General features: G+C 45.1%; 15 protein-coding genes and 1 pseudogene. 5 read left to right on the forward strand and 11 right to left on the reverse strand.

All coding sequences use genetic code 11. The features are described 5' to 3' along the window. Positions 1-22: 22 nt before the first annotated feature. The 3 genes from IGI69_RS12865 to IGI69_RS12875 all read right to left on the reverse strand — a co-directional run bounded on the left by IGI69_RS12865 (position 23) and on the right by IGI69_RS12875 (position 2,959). Positions 23-1,489, reverse strand: coding sequence for a nicotinate phosphoribosyltransferase (locus IGI69_RS12865; RefSeq protein WP_005228507.1), 1,467 nt, complete (start codon positions 1,487-1,489; stop codon positions 23-25). A 248-nt stretch (positions 1,490-1,737) separates the two neighbouring features. Continuing rightward, positions 1,738-2,091 carry a DUF1827 family protein gene (locus IGI69_RS12870; protein WP_010749898.1) on the reverse strand — a complete coding sequence of 118 codons (354 nt, stop codon included), beginning with the start codon at positions 2,089-2,091 and terminating at the stop codon, positions 1,738-1,740. Continuing rightward, positions 2,078-2,959, reverse strand: coding sequence for an HAD-IIB family hydrolase (locus IGI69_RS12875; RefSeq protein ID WP_086291835.1), 882 nt, complete (start codon positions 2,957-2,959; stop codon positions 2,078-2,080). The genes IGI69_RS12870 and IGI69_RS12875 overlap by 14 nt, the downstream gene beginning before the upstream one ends. 114 nt (positions 2,960-3,073) lie before the next feature. Here IGI69_RS12875 and IGI69_RS12880 point away from each other — a divergent pair, with 114 nt between their 5' ends. Continuing rightward, positions 3,074-3,847, forward strand: coding sequence for a MerR family transcriptional regulator (locus IGI69_RS12880; protein ID WP_438741075.1), 774 nt, complete (start codon positions 3,074-3,076; stop codon positions 3,845-3,847). A 61-nt stretch (positions 3,848-3,908) separates the two neighbouring features. Here the strand turns inward: IGI69_RS12880 and IGI69_RS12885 are convergent, their stop codons facing one another. Beyond that, positions 3,909-4,826 carry a LacI family DNA-binding transcriptional regulator gene (locus IGI69_RS12885; RefSeq protein ID WP_016608890.1) on the reverse strand — a complete coding sequence of 306 codons (918 nt, stop codon included), beginning with the start codon at positions 4,824-4,826 and terminating at the stop codon, positions 3,909-3,911. Between the two features lie 13 nt (positions 4,827-4,839). Then, on the reverse strand, positions 4,840-5,103 hold the full coding sequence (locus tag IGI69_RS12890; RefSeq protein ID WP_005228502.1) for a hypothetical protein: 264 nt from the start codon (positions 5,101-5,103) through the stop codon (positions 4,840-4,842). A gap of 193 nt (positions 5,104-5,296) precedes the next feature. On the opposite strand from IGI69_RS12890, the gene IGI69_RS12895 reads away from it, so the two are divergent. From IGI69_RS12895 to IGI69_RS12905, 3 genes are all read left to right on the forward strand, one after another. Continuing rightward, positions 5,297-5,545 carry a helix-turn-helix domain-containing protein gene (locus IGI69_RS12895; protein ID WP_005234115.1) on the forward strand — a complete coding sequence of 83 codons (249 nt, stop codon included), beginning with the start codon at positions 5,297-5,299 and terminating at the stop codon, positions 5,543-5,545. Between the two features lie 176 nt (positions 5,546-5,721). Then, positions 5,722-6,657 (forward strand): ABC transporter ATP-binding protein, encoded by a 936-nt coding sequence (locus tag IGI69_RS12900; RefSeq protein WP_005228500.1) that lies wholly within the window; start codon positions 5,722-5,724, stop codon positions 6,655-6,657. Next, on the forward strand, positions 6,650-7,420 hold the full coding sequence (locus IGI69_RS12905) for an ABC transporter permease (protein ID WP_005228499.1): 771 nt from the start codon (positions 6,650-6,652) through the stop codon (positions 7,418-7,420). The genes IGI69_RS12900 and IGI69_RS12905 overlap by 8 nt, the downstream gene beginning before the upstream one ends. Positions 7,421-7,473: 53 nt before the next feature. Here the strand turns inward: IGI69_RS12905 and IGI69_RS12910 are convergent, their stop codons facing one another. Beyond that, positions 7,474-9,303 carry a glucose PTS transporter subunit IIA gene (locus tag IGI69_RS12910; protein ID WP_438741077.1) on the reverse strand — a complete coding sequence of 610 codons (1,830 nt, stop codon included), beginning with the start codon at positions 9,301-9,303 and terminating at the stop codon, positions 7,474-7,476. A 290-nt stretch (positions 9,304-9,593) separates the two neighbouring features. Between IGI69_RS12910 and IGI69_RS12915 the strand changes: the two genes are divergently transcribed. After that, the gene (locus tag IGI69_RS12915; protein ID WP_413156819.1) at positions 9,594-10,793 is read left to right on the forward strand and encodes an enolase C-terminal domain-like protein; all 1,200 of its coding nucleotides are present in this window, start codon (positions 9,594-9,596) and stop codon (positions 10,791-10,793) included. 95 nt (positions 10,794-10,888) lie between these two features. Here the strand turns inward: IGI69_RS12915 and IGI69_RS12920 are convergent. From IGI69_RS12920 to IGI69_RS12940, 5 genes and pseudogenes are all read right to left on the reverse strand, one after another. Then, positions 10,889-11,596, reverse strand: a pseudogene (locus IGI69_RS12920) (GntR family transcriptional regulator). Then, complete coding sequence (locus IGI69_RS12925) at positions 11,593-11,919, reverse strand: MGMT family protein (RefSeq protein ID WP_074933265.1); 327 nt, start codon at positions 11,917-11,919, stop codon at positions 11,593-11,595. The pseudogene IGI69_RS12920 and the gene IGI69_RS12925 overlap by 4 nt, the downstream one beginning before the upstream one ends. 139 nt (positions 11,920-12,058) lie before the next feature. Next, positions 12,059-13,447 (reverse strand): glucuronate isomerase, encoded by a 1,389-nt coding sequence (uxaC, locus tag IGI69_RS12930; protein WP_373192568.1) that lies wholly within the window; start codon positions 13,445-13,447, stop codon positions 12,059-12,061. A 16-nt stretch (positions 13,448-13,463) separates the two neighbouring features. After that, positions 13,464-14,540: a mannonate dehydratase gene (gene uxuA / locus IGI69_RS12935; protein ID WP_010749907.1), complete on the reverse strand. Its 1,077-nt coding sequence runs from the start codon at positions 14,538-14,540 to the stop codon at positions 13,464-13,466. A 3-nt stretch (positions 14,541-14,543) separates the two neighbouring features. After that, complete coding sequence (locus tag IGI69_RS12940) at positions 14,544-16,139, reverse strand: mannitol dehydrogenase family protein (RefSeq protein WP_438741080.1); 1,596 nt, start codon at positions 16,137-16,139, stop codon at positions 14,544-14,546. Between the last annotated feature and the right edge of the window lie 106 nt (positions 16,140-16,245).

A 16,245-nucleotide genomic window follows, 5' to 3' on the forward strand; every position in this document is an offset into this window, starting at 1 on the left:
CTAGGACCAGCACAGTTGCGGATTACAAAATCGCGCCATTGGTTTGTTTGCGTACTTTTTCAATCGTGCGCATTTTATGATCCCAGCATTCTTGCGAAAGATCGACTGGGTATTTCTGTGGATTCAAGTCACGTTTGTACTCGTCCCAAAGGGAATCCAAGCAATTCGTCGCATAGGCTTTGATGTGTTCTAAGTCAGGCACTTGATACACTTGCTGGCCATCCACAAAGATGTCTTGCAATAATGGTCGCGCATCAAAGTTCGTCACTGTTTTGTTGATAAAGGTATGAACAGGATGGAACATGAACAGTTCGTCTTCTGCTTGTGGATTTTCTTCCCATAGCGTGACATAATCGCCTTCTGACTTGCCGTCAGATTTACGGGTGATCCGCCAAACTTGTTTTTTTCCAGGGGTCGAAACCTTTTCAGCATTGCTGGATAATTTGATGGTGTCGATCATTTCTCCCTGCTCATTTTCGATGGCCACCAGTTTATAAACCGCGCCTAATGCCGGTTGATCGTAAGCGGTGATCAGCTTGGTGCCGACACCCCACACATCGATTTTCGCCTTTTGCATTTTCAAGCTTAGAATCGTATTTTCGTCTAGATCATTGGAAGCATAGACTTTGGCTTCCGTGAATCCCGCTTCATCCAGCTGTTCACGGACTTTTTTCGAGATATACGCCATATCGCCGCTGTCGATCCGCACACCTAAGAAATTGATCTTATCCCCCATCTCTTTGGCCACACGAATCGCATTTGGCACACCTAAGCGCAAGGTATCATAGGTATCGACTAAGAATACGCAATCTTTGTGGGTTTGGGCATACGCCATAAATGCATCATAGTCATTGCCGTAGGATTGCACGAGGGAATGGGCGTGGGTTCCGCTGGCTGGGATGCCAAAAATCTTCCCTGCCCGCACATTACTCGTCGCATCTGCTCCGCCAATATAAGCCGCTCGGGTCCCCCAAATGGCTGCATCCAATTCTTGTGCCCGTCGTGAACCAAATTCCAACAAGGGATCCGTGCCGATCACGGATTTGATGCGGGCCGCTTTCGTGGCGATCAGTGTTTGGAAGTTGACCATATTCAGTAACGCCGTTTCGATCAACTGTGCTTGTGCCAACGGCCCTTCTACTTGAATGATCGGTTCATTGTTGAAGACTAAATCGCCTTCTAACGCAGAACGAACGGTACAAGCAAACTTGAACTCCTTTAGATACTCTAAAAAGGCTTCTGGATAGCCGCCGATTTCTCGCAAGTAGGCAATATCCGTTTCTGAAAAGGATAAATCGTTCAAATAGTCGATCAATCGTTCCAGACCGGCAAAGATCGCATAGCCGTTTTCAAAAGGCATGTCACGGAAATAGCATTCAAACACCGCATTACGATCGGCTCTGCCTAACTCCCAATAGGTTTGCATCATGTTGATTTGGTAGAGATCGGTGTGCAGCGTCAAGCTGTCATCTTTAAATAATTTCTGCATGTTCTTACTCCCTCTAGCTTACTTCTTCTCATTATAGCAAAAAAAACACAAAAGACAGAAAATCTTGTTTTTTCAAAAAAAAGTTGGGTTTTTGCTCGTACAAGGCAATCCATCTGAGAACAAATTGCTCAAAAGCATGGGTCAGCCTCCTACTTATTGGCGCATCATTCCTGCGCGCGTATAAGGTCGCCCCTTTGTTCAACGTTTGATTGCTCTTGCAACGTGCATGTCCCAACTTCTTTCAACTACTATTCTTTCACAGGCAATTGAACAAGAATGACATCTTTCCTCGGTTTAGAAAAGGTGATGCCTCTTGCTTCCATTTCTTTACGAATATTAACATTGACGGTCACGTCTTTGCGATCGACCTTCAGCAAACGATGAATCGCTGTGTCGACTTCTTCCCGACTGATTTTCTTTTTATTGTTGATCAATACTAAAGAAATCGTATCAAAACTATCCACATAGAGAATCTGCGTCCGATCAAGCGAGTACAATTTATAGTATTTGATCGCTATTTTGTCGAATAGATACTTGGAGATGTTCGGGTAAAAAGTTTCCATATTTAGATTTTGGTTTACTGGGGTTTCAATCAACTTCATGCACAACATCCTCTCTCGAAACTAATTCTGTTAAAATAAAGCGGCCAACACCGCCGTCTTCCGCGCGCTCAATGGTTCGATCACAAACTGCTTTGATCGCTGGGCTGGCATTTGCTACAGCCAAAGAAACATCCACCGCTTCAAACATCGCAAGGTCATTTTCACCATCACCGATCCCGTAGCTTTTGGCAGCGGGAAAAGCTTCTAAAAAGGAACGGATCGCGGCACCTTTGGTCGCCAATGGATCAACGATCTCCAGTGTTTGGACAAAGGATTGAAAAATCGCAGCCGTTTCTGATTGGATCATCGCCCGCAGTCGTTCTCTTTTTTCGTCTGACGCTTCCATCAGTTCGATTTTGATGACCTTTATCTCTGGATGTTCCTTCATAAACTGCAGCACGTCGTCTTTATGAAGACATTCGTTGTAAAAGAACTCATATTTGTAGTCAGCGATGATTTGTCCTCGCTCCCCTAACTCCGCGAGTAACTGCTTGCGGCTTTCTTGAAACTGCGCTTCATACAAATGCGCTTGTGGGGAAATGATGCCATGGTCAGTATGTAAGAAATAAAAAACCTCTTCTGTTTCTAAGATACCAATCACTTGCGCCAATGTCTTATAGGGCAAAGTATGCGTCAAAACAGGCGCTTCTCCTTTTACCATCAGACCAGCGCCGTTTCCAAAAATCACATCGCAGGAAAGGCCTTCTTCCGCCATCATATCTTGAACAAGCTCAAATCCTCGCCCTGTGACAAACACAAAGTGATCCCCTTGGGCTTGCAAACAACGGATGGCTTCTTTATTGATCTCATGAATCGGGTGCCCCATTTCTTGGAACGTCCCATCAATATCAGAAAAAACTATTTGCATCTTATCTTCCTTTCTTTGTTATAATTATAGCACATTTTAAAAAACGCAAAAAAAATTTCTTGACTTTGTCGTTACGTCAACCTTTAGGATACAGGTGTAAGGAGGGAAAAGCCGATGGAATATACGATCAGTGCCTTAGCTAAACTGTCAGGAGTCAGCAGCCGTACCCTGCGGTATTATGATCAGATCAAGTTGTTACAACCGCAACGCACCAACTCAGCTGGTTACCGTATCTATGGGAGACAGGAAGTCGATCGCCTACAGCAGATTTTATATTTTAAGTCTTTTGGGCTGTCATTAGAAACGATCCGCGGAATCTTGGATGAGCCACAAGAATCGATCCAAACGGTCTTGTTGCAGCATTACCAACAGCTTTTACAAGAGCGAGCAGCCCTGGACAGTCTTTTGACCACCTTAGCGCAAACAATTGATTATTATGAAGGAGAAAAGACGATGACCGATCAAGAGAAATTCCGTTATTTTAAGGAACAAAAAATTCGTGAAAACGAAGCGAACTACGGTGCCGAATTACGAGAAGCCTACGGTGAGGAAATCATCGAACAAAGCAACCAAAAGTGGCAGCAGATGACCCAAGTCGATTATCAAGCACTGACCGACAACGAAAACCGCTTATTGCAGCTGATAAAAGAGCTATTGAATGAAAAGGAAGGGAAACGAATCCCTTCTGACAAAGCCGAAAAGGCTTTTGCTGCGCATCAAGCATGGCTTAAACAAGCAGCGCCCTTTTACTCAGCAGAATATCACCGATCTTTAGGGGAAATGTACGTTCAAGACGAGCGTTTTACCGCCTATTACGATCAAAAAGCAGGCGTCGGCAGCGCGCAGCTGTTGAAACAGATCATTGAACATTACACCAAATCCCATTAAAAAAACGATGCGCAAGCACTGCCCGCTCAGGGGCACTGTTTGCGCATCGTTTCGTCTGTAGCTATCGTTTGATGAACTCATAGGGCATGCGATAGTTGCCGCTTTTTTCCATTACCGCCAATTGGACGGCAGTCTCCCCGCAAGCTTGCAAGTGATGATCGATCGTTGAAAGCTGCAGCAGCTCGCTGATGTATAGATTGTCCCGTCCAATCACGAGCCATTCTCCCGGCGCCTGCGACTGGATCCCAGCAGCAACATGATCCCCATTGGTGAAAATCGCTTCGACTCCTTTATCTGCAAAATAAGCAGCCGCTTCTTTGCCATCTTCTTCCGTCAAACAATCCCAAAAAATCAAGTCTTCGGAAAAGGTCGAAAAATAGTCATGAGCCAAACGGACCGTGATTTTTGAATTGCTGCTGAGCTTGCGGCTACGTCCCAATGTCACGCCGATTTTCTGGATGCCTTGTTCCTTAAAATACGTGAAGACCTCCTTGATCGATTCCTCTCGATCGATATAGGTGCAGCCGTCAGTCAAATACGAGATATTTTCACAAAAGACGATGCGTCCGTATGAACGATAAGGCAATAAGGTTTCGATCGGATTCGCCCGCGAAGTAATGATCAAAGCATCAAAACTTTTCGCCGCAAATTCTTGCAAATACGCTTCCTCTACTTGAGGATCATAGCTCGTGGCTAAAAGCGTCACCTTATAGCCACGAGCAAACGCTGCTGTCGTGATGCCGCTCAATAATCGATCAAAATAGGGATGATTGACAAACGGCAGGATCACACCGATATTTTTGGTTTTGCCGACACTTAATGCCCGCGCCGTGTAATTCGGAATATAGTTGACCTCTTCCATGACAGCCAGGATCTTACGACGCTTTTCTTCACTGACATAAGGATTGTTATTAATGACTCGTGAAACCGTTGAGACCGAATAACCGGTCAAGCGTGCAATATCCCGAATGTTTGCCATGACTCACTGCTCCTTAAACGAATAATTGTTCTTTCATATAGTCTATCACACTTAACCCACATGTATAAAATTCATAGTAATCATTGTGATGGATAAAACCGATCCGCTGAGACCCGAAGTGTTCATCACACGTCAAGTGACTGATCTCATCCACAGGAATTTCTACTAACCGTTCTTGAAAGAACCCTTTTGGCTTCGTCAATACCAGTTGTTGTCCATCAAATGCCAACGTCACATAACAACATTCCGCACCATTTTTCTTCATGTATGTATTCATGTTTCCATCCCGCCTTCCTTTTTATAAAACAAGCATACTGTATGAAACGCGTCTCAGAGCAAGTCATTTGTTTCACTTTTTGACAAAAACCGATCGCCCTTCATGTGAATCACTTCGCATATTTTGCTTTTGTTGGTACAATAAAAAGAGAACAGTGCGAAAAAAAGCGCTATTTTTTAAGGAGGACCGCAAAGTGACATTAGAAGAAGCTTTTTTATTAGACACCTTGCGTTGCCGCTTCAAATTTTTAAGAGAAGAACGCGGATTGAGCCCAAAAGAAGTATGCCAGCATCTCGATGTGTCTTACCCCGATTACACCTTATACGAAGCAGGCGATCGCTTACCCGATGTATTGACGCTGCTACACGCAGCTTCCCTCTATAATGTTTCTGTCGATTACTTATTAGGACAGACAGAACGACCAGAACGGTATTTATGCTAACAATCGACTTTATCGAAAAAACGATCAAATGGTCGTTTTTTCTTTTGCCTCTATCCCACTTTTCATCGATTAGCAACAATTGTTATCTAATCAAATGAAAAAAATCAAATCATGCGGTTCTTCTTGAAAAAAAATGATAGAATAAACCATCATACATAGAAGGAGTTCAAACAAACATGACCTATGCACTAGAACTAACCGATTTACGCAAAGTCTATGCTACCGGCGTTGAAGCGTTGCGGGGCATAAATTTGACGGTGGAAGAAGGCGACTTTTATGCCTTGTTAGGCCCAAACGGCGCTGGAAAGTCCACCACCATCGGCATTATCACCTCTCTTGTCAATAAATCTTCGGGAAGCGTCAAAGTCTTCGGCTACGATTTAGACAAAGAATTGGTCCAAGTCAAACAACAGATTGGTCTGGTTCCCCAAGAATTCAATTTCAATCCCTTTGAAACGGTCCAGCAGATCGTCGTCAATCAAGCTGGGTATTATGGTGTCCCTCGCAACGAAGCCATCAAGCGCAGCGAAAAATACTTGAAGCAGTCGAATTTGTGGGAAAAACGCAATGTTCGTGCGCGGATGCTGTCAGGCGGGATGAAACGCCGTTTGATGATTGCTCGTGCCCTGATGCATGAACCACGGCTATTGATTTTGGATGAACCGACGGCAGGTGTCGATATCGAATTGCGGCGGGAAATGTGGAGCTTTTTGCGAGAGCTGAACCAAAAAGGCACAACGATCATTTTGACGACCCATTATTTAGAAGAGGCGGAAATGCTTTGCCGCAACATCGGGATCATCCAATCTGGTGAACTGATCGAAAACACCAGCATGAAGTCCTTATTGGCAAAACTGCAATTTGAAACCTTTCTTTTTGATATCGCACCGATCAAACAAGCACCAACGATCACTGGGTATCCGATCCAAATGGAAGATGAACAGACCATCGCTGTTGAAGTCGCTCGAGATCAAGGCGTCAACGATCTTTTTGCCCAATTCAGTCAGCAAGGGATCAATGTCCTCTCCATGCGCAACAAATCCAATCGCTTGGAAGAACTATTTTTGAAAATCACCGAAGAATCACACGAAGCGGAGGAAAACCATGTTTAGTCTTTATTTTACAGCCTTAAAAAGTTTAGCGGTCAAAGAGACCAACCGCTATTTACGGATTTGGGTGCAGACCCTCGTCCCACCCGTCATCACTACTTCCTTATACTTTATTATCTTTGGGAAAATGATCGGCAGCCGCATCGGCGAAATGGGCGGCTTTTCTTATATGGAATTTATCGTTCCCGGGCTGATCATGATGTCGACGATCACCAGTTCTTACTCTAATGTGTCTTCTTCCTTCTTTTCACAGAAGTTTCAAAAAAACATTGAGGAACTCTTAGTGGCGCCGGTCCCTACCCACGTCATCATTTGGGGCTTTGTCTTTGGCGGACTTGGACGTAGTATCTTGGTGGGCACATTGGTGACCATCATTTCCCTTTTCTTCGTCCCATTACATGTTTATTCTTGGGTCATCGTTGTCTTAACCCTTGTCATGACTGCCATCTTATTTTCATTAGCAGGGTTGCTAAATGGGATCTTCGCCCAATCCTTTGACGATGTTTCCATCGTGCCAACCTTTGTTTTACAACCATTGACCTATCTTGGAGGCGTCTTTTACTCCATCAGCATGCTGCCGCCAATTTGGCAAACGATCTCCAAAGTCAACCCGATCGTGTATATGATCTCTGGTTTCCGTTACGGCTTTTTGGGCACCATCGATGTCCCGATTTTCCTCTCCATCGGTATTTTGGTCTTGTTCATTGTCGTCTTATACAGCGTATGCTGGTACTTGATCCAAAAAGGCCGTGGGCTGCGTAGTTAATTACAAAGAAAAAAAGATGAACTTCGTTAACGAAGCTCATCTTTTTTCTTTTATTAGGCATTCAAAACGACTTTTTCCAGCAATGCACCGGCTTGGTGTCTGCCTTCTAAATCAGTACTTCCAGAAAATTGCTGCACGCGATCCATGTTGGTGATCAAAACGATCACCATGGTTTCTTTGCCTTGCTGCTTGATAAACGACAGATCCATTTGTGCCAGTTTGGTTTGCGGAGTGACTTGCTCCCCAGCTTTGACAAAGACTTCAAAGCCTTGACCGCCAAGGGAAACTGTATCGATCCCCATATGCACAAGAACTTCCACGCCGTTTTGAGTTTTGATCCCAACGGCATGTTTTGAAGGGAACACAGTGGTGACTTCGCCACTGACTGGTGCAAAGATTTGGCCATCTTGTGACTCGATGGCATAGCCTTCTCCCATCATTTTCGTTGAAAAAACTTCATCTGGTACATCTTCTAATGGGACGTATTCACCATGGGTCACGGCATGCAGATCCACTTCGTTGGTGTAACGATCGCCTTCTGCTGCTTGATTTGGTACCAAGAACCAGCTCATGGCAAAAGATAAGCCGATCGCCAAGATGATCCCTAGAACGGCGTAGATAAAGTATTCCCCGATATAGGCTGGCAAACTAAAGATACTTGAAAGAATGTACCCATAAATACGAACACCGAAGAAACTGATGAAGGCAGAAGCTACAGAACTACCAACTGTTGCCGCGATAAAGGCTTTTTTATACTTCGACAAAATCCCGAATAACGCAGGTTCTGTGATTCCTAACAAGCCTGAAACCGCCGACGATAGAATGATCGATTTTTCTTCTTTGGTTTTGACTTTGAAATAAATAGCTGCTGTTGCGCCGGTGATTGCCATATTTGCCATAAACATCATTGGCATCAGCATATCATATCCTTGATTGGCAAAGTTTTGCAAAGCGATCGGGGTCATGGCATGATGCAGTCCCGTGAAGATTGCGATTGGTCGAATCGCCCCTACCACGATTCCTGCTAAGACAGGCGAGATAGTGAATAATCCAGCCACGCCAGCAGCCAATAAGTTTCCTAGATGGATACTGATTGGGCCAATGACCGTTAATGTCAAGATACCAGCGACAAACAACGAAATCGTCGGTGTAAACACGGTACGCAGCACTTGTGGTAAGAGTTTATCGACCCAACGGTAAATATAACTGAGCGCCAGCACGGCAAAGATAATGGGAATCACTGTCCCTGCATAGTTAAAGACGGGTACTGGCAATACGCCGAACAAACGAAAGGCGGAAATGCTCCCTTCGGCTACCGCATTGGTCATCGTTGGAAATTGCAGCGTTGCCGCGATTGCGATCGCTAAATATTGATTGGTTTTAAAAATCCGAGCGGCAGAAGCAGCAACAAAAAATGGCAAGAATGTGAATACGCCGCTCGCGATCATGTCGATCACTAAATAGGTATCTGTTTGATTAGAGATGACATTCAATGCCACCAATCCAGCCATCAATCCTTTGATCATTCCTGCGCCAGCGATAGCTGGAACGATCGGACCAAAAACGCCAGAAACGGTATCCATAAATAAGGAAACGGCTCCTTTTTTCTCTGATGTTTCCCCTTGGTTCGCTTCATCAAGACCTAATTCTTTGGCTAAAGGTACATAATAATCAGCAACATCCGTTCCTATCACTACTTGCAGCTGATTGCTTTGATATTTTGTTCCTACGACTTTGGGTGTTTTTTCTAACGCCGCATAGTCGACTTTTTTCTCATCCTTTAAATCAAAACGCAAGCGAGTCATACAGTGCCATGCATTGTTGATATTGTCTGATCCGCCAACATCTTTAATGATCTGTTTTACGATGTCTTCTTTGGTCATCTTTTTTTCCCCCTGTTGTTTGCTAACGGTCCTGATCCTTTTGACGGGCGCCCTTTCAGGTGTTTCCGTTTTCACACACATAGTAGCATGCTCACACAGACTTGTAAAACCAGTCCTTTTTTGATAAAACCAGAATAAAAACGCTATATATCAACGTTTTATTATAAAATAGGCAAAAATTGGACTGGTTTTATGGTGTATATCCAGTTTTTATTAGACCAAATTGACAGCGGTTGCCAAGCATGTTTCAATGGCTATAGCAACTAGAGACAAAAATTGGAGTGAATGAAATGACACCAACGATCATCACCGACGTCAAAGCCTTTGCGATCAAACCTGATCGTCATAACCTTGTTGTCGTTAAAGTAGAAACGAACAAAGGCGTATCTGGGTTAGGTTGTGCAACCTTCCAGTTTCGCCCACTAGCCGTAAAAACCGTCGTTGACGAGTATTTACGCCCCCTCTTACTTGGCCGCGATGCCAATCAAATCGAAGATCTTTGGCAAGTGATGAATGTCAATTCTTACTGGCGGAATGGTCCGATCACCAACAATGCCATCTCAGGAGTCGACATGGCTTTATGGGACATCAAGGGACAATTAGCCGATATGCCATTGTATCAACTGTTAGGTGGAAAAGCGCGTACGGCGATTCCCGCCTATACCCATGCCGTGGCAGATAATCTCGAAGACCTTTATCAAGAAATCGATCGCTTCTTGGCTGAGGGCTATCGCTATATCCGTTGCCAATTAGGCTTTTATGGTGGAAATCCTAGCCAACTGCAAACACCCGATCAGCCTATCGCTGGTTCCTATTTTGATCAAACAGACTACATGGACACAACACTGAAAATGTTTGCTGCGATCCAAGAACGATACGGCAATCAATTTCAAATGCTGCATGACGTGCATGAACGGCTGCATCCAAACCAAGCGATTCAATTTGCAAAAGCCGCTGAGCCTTTCAATCTCTTTTTCCTAGAAGATATTTTGCCGCCGGATCAAAACAAGTGGTTGCAGCAACTCCGCAGCCAGTCGGCGACCCCGATCGCGACCGGCGAATTGTTCAATAATCCGATGGAATGGCAAGAGCTAGTCAAAAATCAACAGATTGACTTTATGCGTGCCCATGTCTCACAAATCGGTGGGATCACGCCAGCATTGAAATTGGCTCACTTCTGCGATGCGATGGGCATTCGGATCGCTTGGCATACGCCGTCTGATATCAGCCCTGTCGGCTTAGCCGTCAACACCCATCTAAATATCCATCTCCACAATGCCGCGATCCAAGAAACGATTGCGATCCCAGCAAATACCCAGTCGGTCTTTGGTGGTAGTCCACAACCTGAAAACGGCTATTTTTATCCCATCGAGAAAAGTGGGATTGGGATCACGTTCGATGAAGTAGCAGCTGCGGAATTTCCCGTGGTTTACCGTCCTCACGAATGGACCCAGAGCCGTACACCAGACGGCACTTTGATCACTCCTTAAACACAACAAAAGACATCCCCTGTCCAATCGACAGGGGATGTCTTTGTTCTCTCTGGGTAAAGACGACGCAACTGGCACATTTGCTTTCCTAAAAATCAATCGATGCGTGAGCGATGGATCTCACGGTCAAAGGGACGGATGTAGGTCACGGCATAATCAATGGCAACGATATTGCTGAACTCATACACGCGGCCGTCTTCTAAAATCGCCCGATTGCTGATCTGCATTGCCGGCGTCCCCCGCTTGCACAATAAAATACCCGATTGCGCGGTCGATGTGGTGATGGGGGTATAGCTTGTGATGTAGTGGGAAATGCGGTATCCGCAGCTTTCGACATAGCGTTGGATCGAGTGCTCCACGATTTCTTGTGTCAATTCGGGAAATAGGCTGACGGGCAATTTAGACGTTTCCAGCTATTCGATTTTGTAATTGACGATCCGCACTCGTTCAAAGGTCCAGACTTCCTCGTCTGGGCCTATTTGGAAAATCTGCTGTTCATCCAACGTTGCTGCCGCCTTATTCAAGGAAATCATTTTGGAATGGATGCGGTCATAAGGGGTGCGGGTCAAGGAATTAAAGATCATTGGGTTTTTGACCCATTTTTCATGGATAAAAATCCCTGAACCTTGTACCACTTTGACGATCCCGATCTCTTCAAGGTTTTTGATTGCTTGCTGGATCGTAAACCGAGAAACGCCATAGGTTTGCGCAAGGGTTCTTTGGTTGGGTAATTTGCCGGCAGAAAATTCTTCTTGATAGATTTTACTCAACAGATCTTGCACGATAAATTCACGTTTTTTCATAATGGCTCCTTCATTTGAGCGGGAGCGATCTCGCTCATGGACCAACTGCAAGCCTTCATATCGATACGACCACTGGCTTTGAAGACCACCCCTTCATCGACGAGGGCTGCTTTTCGCCCATTGGCGGAGGGACCAACTAAGACGCCATCTGCCCGCACGACTCGATGGGCAGGGACATCCTGAGGGCTCAAGCGCATCGCTCGACCGACTGCTCGCGCGCCGTTGATTTGTCCCAATTTCCACGCAATCTGACTATAGGAGACGACTTTACCAAAAGGGATCTGCCGCGCCAGCGCATAGACTTCTTCATAGAATGGATTCATACTGTTCGCTCCTTCTTTGATTCTTTCTATCATAGTACTGGATTCCCTGCCAATAGTAAATGAACAGACGCAACTTTAGCAATAGCCATACAAACACTCGATTCCTTCTCTAGCAAGCCAAGAACGAATCGAGTAGTCATTAGTTTGGAAAATCAAAGTAGGTTTTCGCATTGTGATAAGAGATATCTGCGACGATCTGCCCTAAATATATTTCATCTGCTGGTAGTTGTCCGTCTTCTACCCATTCACTGATCACCTGACACAAAATCCGCCGGAAATACTCGTGGCGTGGATAAGACAAAAAGCTGCGAGAATCCGTCAGCATGCCGACGAAGTTTCCAAGAATCCCGCCTTCTGCTAGGGTCGTCAACTGATATCGCATACCAGAATACGTATCATTGAACCACCAAGCAGAGCCTAATTGCAGCTTGCCTTTGCTCTCTTCTTGGAACGCCCCCATCAGCGCAGTCAACACTGGATAATCTTTGGGGTTCAGTGAATACAAAATCGTCTTCGGCAATAAGCTTTCCGCCTGAAGCTGCGCCAATGTCCGACTTAAGCCGCTCGCTAGACGATCGTCCCCCATCGCATCACCGCCGCTATCAGGTCCTAGTTGTTGGAAAAGTTTTTGACTGTTGTTGCGAGTCGCCATCAGATGCAATTGCGCGGTCCAACCTTGCTTCGCGTATTGGCGCATCAAGTCAATCAGCAAGCCGGTTTGAAACTGTCTGATTTCTTCATTAGTCAGTGTCCCAGTGGTCAAACGCTTCTGAAAAATCGCTTCAAGTGCAGCGGTATCGTAGGCTTCCTCTCCAAGACGTGATAGACTGTGATCTGCTAAACGACAGCCCCGTTGCTGGAAGTAAAAAATACGTACGGCCAATGCTTCAACCAGCGTTTGATAGCTAGTGATTTCTTTGTTCGCAGCTGCAGCCAATTGCTTAAGGTATGCTGGAAATTCTGAATTCTGCAGATTGATTGCTTTGTCAGGACGAAAGGTAGGATACACAGCAAAGGATTCTTCTGCCAGCTTTTGATGATACGTCAACGAATCAATGGGATCATCCGTCGTACAGATCACCTCAACGGCCATCTTTTTGATCAGCCCTCGTGGTGAAAATTCCTTCGTCTGCAACTGTTGATTGGCTTTTTCCCAAATGCTTGCTGCATTGGCTAGTGTCAACCGCTCATCAATACCAAAGATTCGCTTCAATTCCAAATTGGTCCAGACATATAATGGATTGCCAATGCAAGCCTCCAAGGTCTGCGCCCAAGCACAGAATTTTTCGTAGTCATCAGCATCGCCAGTGATCAAAGATTCTGCAACACCATTGGCTCGCATTAAGCGCCATTTGTAATGGTCTCCCGCCAGCCACGCTTGGGTCAGATTGGTGAAGTTTTGGTCTTCGAAAATCTCTTTCGGATCTAAATGACAATGGTAATCAATGATCGGCTGCTTTTTTGCATACCCATGGTATAACTCTTTGGCAAAGCTGTTTTTCAAAATAAAATCGTCAGTTAAAAACATTTCTTCGCTCCTTTTCTTAACGCCCCACGCTCTTGTCGATGGCTTCCCACAACCCTAATAAGTAGGAAGCGCCGATCGCCCGATCATATAAGCCATAGCCTGGACGTCCCGTTTCTCCCCAGATCATTCGCCCATGATCTGGTCGAATATAGCCGTCAAAGCCATTTTTGTACATCGCTTCTAGGATCTGATACATGTCTAACGAGCCTTCAGAGGAGAGATGCGGTGCTTCATAAAAGTCTTTGTCATTGCCCAAGTATTGAATGTTACGAACATGGGCAAAAGGAATTCGATCCCGGCGACAAAACTCAGCCAAAATCTCATAGACATTATTGGCTGGGTCTTCGGCGATACTGCCAGTACAAAGTGTGATACCATTTGACGGACTGTCGACCACGTTACAGACCCAATCCAGATCATCACGGTTTTTAACGATACGCGGCAGACCAAAAATCGAATAGGGAGGATCATCTGGATGAACAGCCATCTTGATGCCGACCTCTTCGCAGGTGGGAATGATGGCTTTTAGGAAATAAGCAAAGTTTTCTCTTAATTTGTCATCATCGACATCCTTATACGCAGCAAACAATTCTTTGACATGAGCCAAACGTTCTGGTTCCCAGCCTGGCAAGGTATAGCCAGAGCTTGACTCCTCAACTTCTTTGACGATCTCTTCTGGGTCTTTGTCGATCCCTGCTTTTTCAAATGCCATCGTAGAAGAACCATCGGCTAAGCGATAATCGAGATCCGTTTTGATCCAATCAAAAATCGGCATAAAATTATAGCAGATCACTTCGATCCCGTATGCTGCCAAATTACGAATCGTTTCTTTGTAGTTTTCGATATACAGGTCTCTCGAAGGCAAGCCAATCTTGATGTCATCATGAATATTGACACTTTCGATCACCTTCAGAGAAAGTCCAGCTGCTTCGACTTCTTCCACGAGCGCCTTGATCCGTTCTTTGGGCCAAACTGCTCCAGCAGGCAAATCAAAGAGTGTACCGACGATGCCTTTCATCCCAGGAATTTGACGGATATCTGCTAACTTGATTTTATCGTATTCTTTTCCATACCAACGAAATGTCATTTCCATTTTTTATTCGATCCCTTCTACTGTTTCATGTAATGTTTTACGGACTGCGCCGGTTCCTGCTAGCATCTTAGCGAACAAGTGACCCACCTTTTCAGCGATTCCTGCTTGATAGAGATCCAAACCAAAAATCTGCGGATTTGCTAAGATTGGTCGAATGATCCCTTGAACATCGGCGGCTGTCCCCAATTGACACTCACGTAAAATCTCTTGTAATTCTGCTAAGAGGGGATCAGGACTTGGGACAAATGGATGGCCTTCATCATCGATCGCTAAGAGATAACGCAACCAGCCTGCAATCGCTAAGGGAATGAAAGTCAGCTCAGAAGCCGAGCCTTCTTTTTCCACATACTTTTTGATGGTTTCGCCAAAACGGATGGCGATTTTCTGTGAGGTATCTGCGGCGATCCGCTGTGGAGTGTCAGGAATCAGCGGATTCGGTAAACGAATACCCACCACCTCATCGATAAATTTCTTTGGCTGAATGATCTCAGGATCTTCCACTACCGGTAAGCCTTCACGATAGCCGATTCCTTTGATCAAAGCGACAATATCTGGATCCGTCATTTCCGCAGCAATGGATGTATAGCCGAGTAAACAGCCGAACAAACTCATTGCCGTATGCAGTGGATTCAAACAAGTTGTGACTTTCATACTATCGGTTTTGTCTACGATTTCTCGACTCGTCAAGATCACCCCCGCTTTGTCTAAATTCGGGCGACCGTTCGGAAAATCATCTTCAATCACTAAGTAATGAGTCGCCTCTGTGTTAGCAAACGGAGCGATCGTCGTTCCTTTATCGGTCCGGATGACTGGCAGCTGCTGAATGCCAGCTGCTGCTAATTCTTCTGCAACTGCTGTTGAAGGATTTGGCGTAATCCGATCGATCATTGACCACGGAAACGTCACTTGCGCGTTGTTTTCTAAGTATCGGACAAACGCTTCTGAAACATGCCCCAGCTTTTGCCACTCTTTTGCGATGGTGACAATCGCCGCTTGGAAACGGAGCCCATTTTGCGAAAAATTGTCGGTAGAGACCATAGCGATCGGAAGAGCCCCTGATTGAAAACGATCCCATAAAAAGCTAGCCAAAATGCTCATTGTATGGTTGACCTGATGAGGACCCGCAGCGAGATCCGCTTGGACGACAGGCAAAAAATTCCCCTGACTGTCTTTTAAGCCATAGCCTTTTTCTGTGATTGTTACGGTGACCAATTGTAGTGACGGCTCACGAAATACTTTGCGTATATGCTCATAACTCGCAGTGCGGGAAGGATGGCAATAATAACTAGCCGCCGTTGATTGGAGCAATTTTTTCTCCAACCGTCCCCCTTCGTGCATGATCACTTCTAAAATGTCATTCTCGTAAGGCGCGTACACTTGATCGATCACTTGTTCATCAAAGGTTTCACACACTACGATTCCTTTTGACAACGCTTGTTGATCGATCAACGTTTGGGCTACTTCTGCGTGAAATGCCCGATACAAATTTCCCCCACCAAAGTGTAGCCATTGAAACTGAGTATCTGATTGATCCCTCACTTCTTTGGGAACGACCGGTATCGTAACTCCTGCCTGCTTCAAGGCAGCAAAATCAAACATCCTACTTCCTCCTTTTTCTTAAAACTGATATATTAGTATTCTAGTTCATTCCATACTGAATTGCAAGCCTTTACAAAAGGTTATTCAACTTATATACTAGTTTTAT

The sequence above is a fragment of the Enterococcus sp. DIV1083b genome, assembly GCF_051713705.1.
Taxonomy (GTDB): Bacteria; Bacillota; Bacilli; order Lactobacillales; family Enterococcaceae; genus Enterococcus_D; species Enterococcus_D casseliflavus.

Excerpts from the sequence above, each read along its gene's own strand:
- IGI69_RS12865 (WP_005228507.1), bottom strand. The coding sequence starts at position 1,489 with ATGCAGAAATTATTTAAAGATGACAGCTTGACGCTGCACACCGATCTC.
- IGI69_RS12870 (WP_010749898.1), bottom strand. The coding sequence starts at position 2,091 with ATGAAGTTGATTGAAACCCCAGTAAACCAAAATCTAAATATGGAAACT.
- IGI69_RS12875 (WP_086291835.1), bottom strand. The coding sequence starts at position 2,959 with ATGCAAATAGTTTTTTCTGATATTGATGGGACGTTCCAAGAAATGGGG.
- IGI69_RS12880 (WP_438741075.1), top strand. The coding sequence starts at position 3,074 with ATGGAATATACGATCAGTGCCTTAGCTAAACTGTCAGGAGTCAGCAGC.
- IGI69_RS12885 (WP_016608890.1), bottom strand. The coding sequence starts at position 4,826 with ATGGCAAACATTCGGGATATTGCACGCTTGACCGGTTATTCGGTCTCA.
- IGI69_RS12890 (WP_005228502.1), bottom strand. The coding sequence starts at position 5,103 with ATGAATACATACATGAAGAAAAATGGTGCGGAATGTTGTTATGTGACG.
- IGI69_RS12900 (WP_005228500.1), top strand. The coding sequence starts at position 5,722 with ATGACCTATGCACTAGAACTAACCGATTTACGCAAAGTCTATGCTACC.
- IGI69_RS12905 (WP_005228499.1), top strand. The coding sequence starts at position 6,650 with ATGTTTAGTCTTTATTTTACAGCCTTAAAAAGTTTAGCGGTCAAAGAG.
- IGI69_RS12910 (WP_438741077.1), bottom strand. The coding sequence starts at position 9,303 with ATGACCAAAGAAGACATCGTAAAACAGATCATTAAAGATGTTGGCGGA.
- IGI69_RS12915 (WP_413156819.1), top strand. The coding sequence starts at position 9,594 with ATGACACCAACGATCATCACCGACGTCAAAGCCTTTGCGATCAAACCT.
- IGI69_RS12925 (WP_074933265.1), bottom strand. The coding sequence starts at position 11,919 with ATGAATCCATTCTATGAAGAAGTCTATGCGCTGGCGCGGCAGATCCCT.
- uxaC (WP_373192568.1), bottom strand. The coding sequence starts at position 13,447 with ATGTTTTTAACTGACGATTTTATTTTGAAAAACAGCTTTGCCAAAGAG.
- uxuA (WP_010749907.1), bottom strand. The coding sequence starts at position 14,540 with ATGGAAATGACATTTCGTTGGTATGGAAAAGAATACGATAAAATCAAG.
- IGI69_RS12940 (WP_438741080.1), bottom strand. The coding sequence starts at position 16,139 with ATGTTTGATTTTGCTGCCTTGAAGCAGGCAGGAGTTACGATACCGGTC.